This window comes from Streptomyces sp. CB02980 (genome assembly GCF_014451325.2).
Classification (GTDB): domain Bacteria; phylum Actinomycetota; class Actinomycetes; order Streptomycetales; family Streptomycetaceae; genus Streptomyces.
The window spans coordinates 1-4,502 of record NZ_JACSCH020000048.1 but is presented as its reverse complement, the minus strand read 5'-3'; the positions used below and the strand labels follow the sequence as shown (position 1 = coordinate 4,502).

Here is a 4,502-nt window from a genome sequence, read left to right as displayed (position 1 = left end):
CCCGACGCATGCCGGGTCCACTCCTGCCCACCGCCCGCACCACCGTCACCACGGGACGCATACACGCCCACCGTGCGACGCCCCGACTCGTCCGCACCGCCGACAGCGACCTGGATACGGACCGAACCCTCCTCGGGGAGCACGAGCGGAGCGTCGATGACCAGCTCGTCCAGCACCCCGCAGCCGAACTCGTCACCGGCCCGGACCACGAGGTCCACGTAGGCCGTCCCCGGTACCAGGACCACACCCTGAACGGCGTGGTCGGCGAGCCACGAGTGGGTTCGCAGCGACAGGCGGGAGGTGAAGAGCAGCCCGCCGGTCGACGGGACGTCGACCTTCGCCCCGAGCAGCGGGTGATCGGCGGCCGACAGCCCGAGGGACGAGGCGTCCGAGGGGGCGCCCGCCGTCCTCAGCCAGTAGTGCTCGTGGTCGAAGGCGTACGTCGGCAGGTCGACGCGCGGACCACCGACAACACCGGCAGGCAGTACGGCCGTCCAGTCGACGTCCACACCGCGCACGAACGCCTCGGCGAGGGCGTCCAGCAGTGTCTGGCGTTCGTCGCGGCCGTCCCGCATCGCCGGCGCGCACACGGCGTCCGCCGCGCCCGCGGTGTCCGCTTCCGCGGTGGCCTCCCGGACGAGTCCGGTCAGTACCGCGCCAGGACCGAGCTCCAGGAACACCTGGCCGCCGTGTTCGCGCGCGGCCTGGACGCCGGCGGCGAAGAGTACGGGGCGGCGCACGTGCTCCACCCAGTACTCCGCGGTCCGCATCAGGTCGTCCTCGACGACGCGGCCCGTCACGTTCGAGACGACGGGGATGCTCGGCTGCTGCCATGCGACGGCGGCCAGTTCACCGGCGAACTCGTCGAGCATCGCGTCCATCCGGGCGGAGTGGAACGCGTGCGACACCGCGAGCCGCTTGACCTTGCGGCCCGACGCCTTGAGCTGCTCGGCGAGTTCGAGCACGGGACCCTCGTCGCCGGAGAGGACCACGGAGGCGGGTCCGTTGACGGCGGCGATGTCGACACCCGTGGTGGTGGTGGAGGCCAGCAGGGCGCGAATCTCGTCCTCACCCGCCGCCACGGCCACCATCGCGCCGCCTGCCGGCAGCACCTGCATCAGGCGGCCGCGGGCCGCGACCATCGTCGCGGCGTCCTTCAGTGACAGCATGCCCGCCGCGTGCGCGGCGCTGATCTCACCGATCGAGTGACCCATCACCACGTCGGGGCGGATTCCCCACGACTCGACGAGCCGGAACAGCGCCGTCTCAACGGCGAAGAGTGCCGCCTGCGTGTACACCGTCTGGTCCAGCAGCCGTGCGTCGGCGCTGTTCTCGTCGGCGAAGACGAGCTCGCGGATCGGGCGGGCCACCCATCCGGCGAGGGCCGCGTCGAGCTCCGCGCACACCTGGTCGAACGCTTCCGCGAAGACCGGGTACCGGGCGTACAGTTCGCGCCCCATGCCGGCGCGCTGCGCGCCCTGGCCGGGGAAGAGCAGGACCAGCTTGCCGGTACCCGTTCGGGTACCGGCCGTGGCACCGGGACCGGACTCGCCGGCTGCCAGCGTCCGGAGACGGGTGAGGAGTTCCTCGCGGCTCGCGGCCACGACCACCGCACGGTCCGAGAGGAGCGCGCGGTCGGAGAGGAGGGAGGCGGCCAGTCCGGCCAGCGGGACGTCCACGTCGGCCCCGGAGAACCCGGTCTCGACGAAGGCCGCCTCGACGGACCCGGTCCCGACGGACTCCGCCTCGACGGACCCGGTCTCGACGAAGGCCGCCAGCCGCTGCGCCTGCCCGGCCAGGGCGGCCGCGCTCTTCGCCGACACGACGAACGGCAGGACCGCGTCGCCCTCGGGCGACGGCTGCGCCTCGGGCGCGGGGTCCTCCTGCGGCGCCTGCTCCAGGATGAGGTGGGCGTTGGTACCGCTGACGCCGAACGACGAGATGCCCACGCGGCGCGGGCGCTCGATCTCCGGCCACGACCGGGACTCCGTCAGCAGCTCGACCTCGCCCGCCGTCCAGTCGACCTGCGCGGTCGGCTCGTCGACGTGCAGCGTCGCCGGAAGGATGCCGTGCCGCATCGACGCGACCATCTTGATCACGCTGGCGACGCCCGCGGCGGCCTGCGTGTGACCGATGTTGGACTTGAGGGAGCCGAGCCACAGCGGCCGGCCCTCCTCGCGTCCCTGGCCGTAGGTGGCGAGCAGCGCCTGCGCCTCGATCGGGTCGCCCAGCGTCGTACCCGTACCGTGCGCCTCGACGACGTCGACGTCCGCCGACGTCAGGCCGGCGTCGGCGAGCGCCTTGCGGATCACCCGCTGCTGGGCCGGACCGTTCGGAGCGGTGAGGCCGTTGGACGCGCCGTCCTGGTTGATGGCCGAGCCGCGGACAACTGCGAGGACCTGGTGGCCGTTCCTCCGGGCGTCCGAGAGCCGCTCCAGGAGGACGACACCGACGCCTTCGGAGAGGACCGTGCCGTCGGCGGTGGAGGAGAAGGCCTTGATACGGCCGTCGGCGGCCAGGCCGCGCTGACGCGAGAAGCCCAGCACACCGGCCGGGGAGCCCATGACGGCCACGCCGCCGGCGAGTGCCATCGTGCACTCGCCCTGCCGCAGCGCCTGCGCCGCCAGGTGGATCGCGACGAGCGACGACGAGCACGCCGTGTCCACCGTCACCGCAGGACCCTCGAACCCGAACACGTACGACACACGGCCCGAGGCGACGCTGCCGGCGATGGCGGTCGTCGCGAAGCCCTCGAACTCCTCGGGCACCTGCTCCAGCGCACCCAGGTAGTCGTGGATCGAGACTCCGGAGAAGACACCGATGTTGGTGTCCTGCGCCTGCGTCGGGTCGATGCCCGCACGTTCGAAGACCTCCCACGAGGTCTCCAGGAGCAGCCGCTGCTGCGGGTCCATCGCCATGGCCTCGCGCGGTGAGATCCCGAAGAACCCGGCGTCGAAGCGTCCCGCCTCGTGGAGGAAGCCGCCCTGCTGGACGTAGGACGTGCCCGCGTGGTCGGGGTCGGAGTCGAAGAGCCCGTCGAGGTTCCAGCCGCGGTCCGTCGGGAAGCCGGACATGCCGTCGCGGCCTTCGTGGACCATCTGCCACAGGTCCTCCGGACCGGCGACGCCGCCGGGCAGGCGGCAGGCCATGCCGACGATGACGATCGGGTCGTCGTCCGTGGAGGCGGTGGTCGGCGCGGTGGGGGCGACGGTGGCCGTCTGCCCGCTGAACTCGTCGCGCAGGTAGCGGGCGAGGGCGCGCGGGGTCGGGTAGTCGAAGATCAGCGTGGCGGGGAGCTTCACGCCCGTCACCGCGCTGAGCCGGTTGCGCAGCTCGACCGCCGTCAGCGAGTCGAAGCCGAGGTCGCTGAAGCCCCGACCGCCCTGGGCCAGGTCGCCGACGTTGACGCCGAGCACGTCCATGGCCTCGGCGGCGATGATCTCCAGAAGGGTCTTCTCCTGGTCGGCGGGGGCGAGGCCCGCCAGCCGCTGGGCGAGGGCGTTACGGTCGCCCGCGCCGGCCTGGGCCGCGCGGCGGCCCGGACGCACCAGGCCACGGAGGACCGGCTGCACCCCGCCGCCGGCCGTGGCCTCGGCCCGTACCGCACGCAGGTCCATCTTGATCGGGACGAGCAGCGCCTGGTCACCGGCCACGGCGGAGTCGAAGTGCGCCATGCCCTCGGTCGAGGACAGGGCGAGCACACCGCCGCGGCCCATACGGGCCTGGTCGACGGCGGCGAGGTTGCCGGTGAGGCCGGTGACCTGCTCCCAGAGGCCCCAGGCGAGAGAGACACCCGGCAGACCCGCCGCGCGACGGCGGAACATGAGGGCGTCGAGGTAGGCGTTGGCGGCGGCGTAGTTGCCCTGGCCCGCCGAGCCGAAGATGCCCGCAGCCGACGAGAACACCACGAAGGCGTCGAGGTCCAGGCCGCGCGTCAGCTCGTCCAGGTGGTGGGCGGCGGCCGCCTTCGGAGCGAAGACACCCGCGAGACGGTCCTCGGTCAGGGAGGCGAGGACACCGTCGTCGAGGACACCGGCCGTGTGGACGATGCCGGTCAGCCGGCGCTCGGCCGTGAGGGTGGAGAGCAGCTCAGCGACGGCTTCGTACTGCGAGACGTCGCAGGCGACGACGGTCGCCGTGGCGCCCTCGGCCGACAGCTCCGCCACCAGCTCCGCAGCACCCTCCGCCGCCGGACCCCGACGACTGGCCAGCACCAGATGACGCACACCGTGCACCGACACCAGATGCCGGGCCAGAACACCCGCCAGGGAACCCGTACCACCCGTGATCAGAACCGTGCCCTCAGAATCGAGCACACCCACGGCACCGGCACCGGCACCAGCACGCGCCAGACGCGGAACCGACACCACCGCACCACGCACCGCAAGCTGCGGCTCACCAGCAGCCAGCACACCCGACAACAACCCCGAACCGACCTCGACACCCGGCTCCACATCCAACAGCACAACCCGGTCCGGATACTCCGCCTGCGCAGCCCGCAC

Annotated in this window: 2 protein-coding genes; one reads left to right on the top strand and one right to left on the bottom strand. The window is 72.7% G+C overall.

Annotated elements, in window-relative coordinates:
• A partial coding sequence (locus E0F75_RS39620; RefSeq protein ID WP_229315899.1) for a type I polyketide synthase occupies positions 1 to 4,241 on the bottom strand: 4,241 nt, incomplete at its 3' end.
• Between E0F75_RS39620 and E0F75_RS40560 the strand changes: the two genes are divergently transcribed.
• A partial coding sequence (locus E0F75_RS40560) for a hypothetical protein (protein WP_229315898.1) occupies positions 4,230 to 4,502 on the top strand: 273 nt, incomplete at its 3' end. The two genes, E0F75_RS39620 and E0F75_RS40560, sit on opposite strands and share 12 nt — an antisense overlap.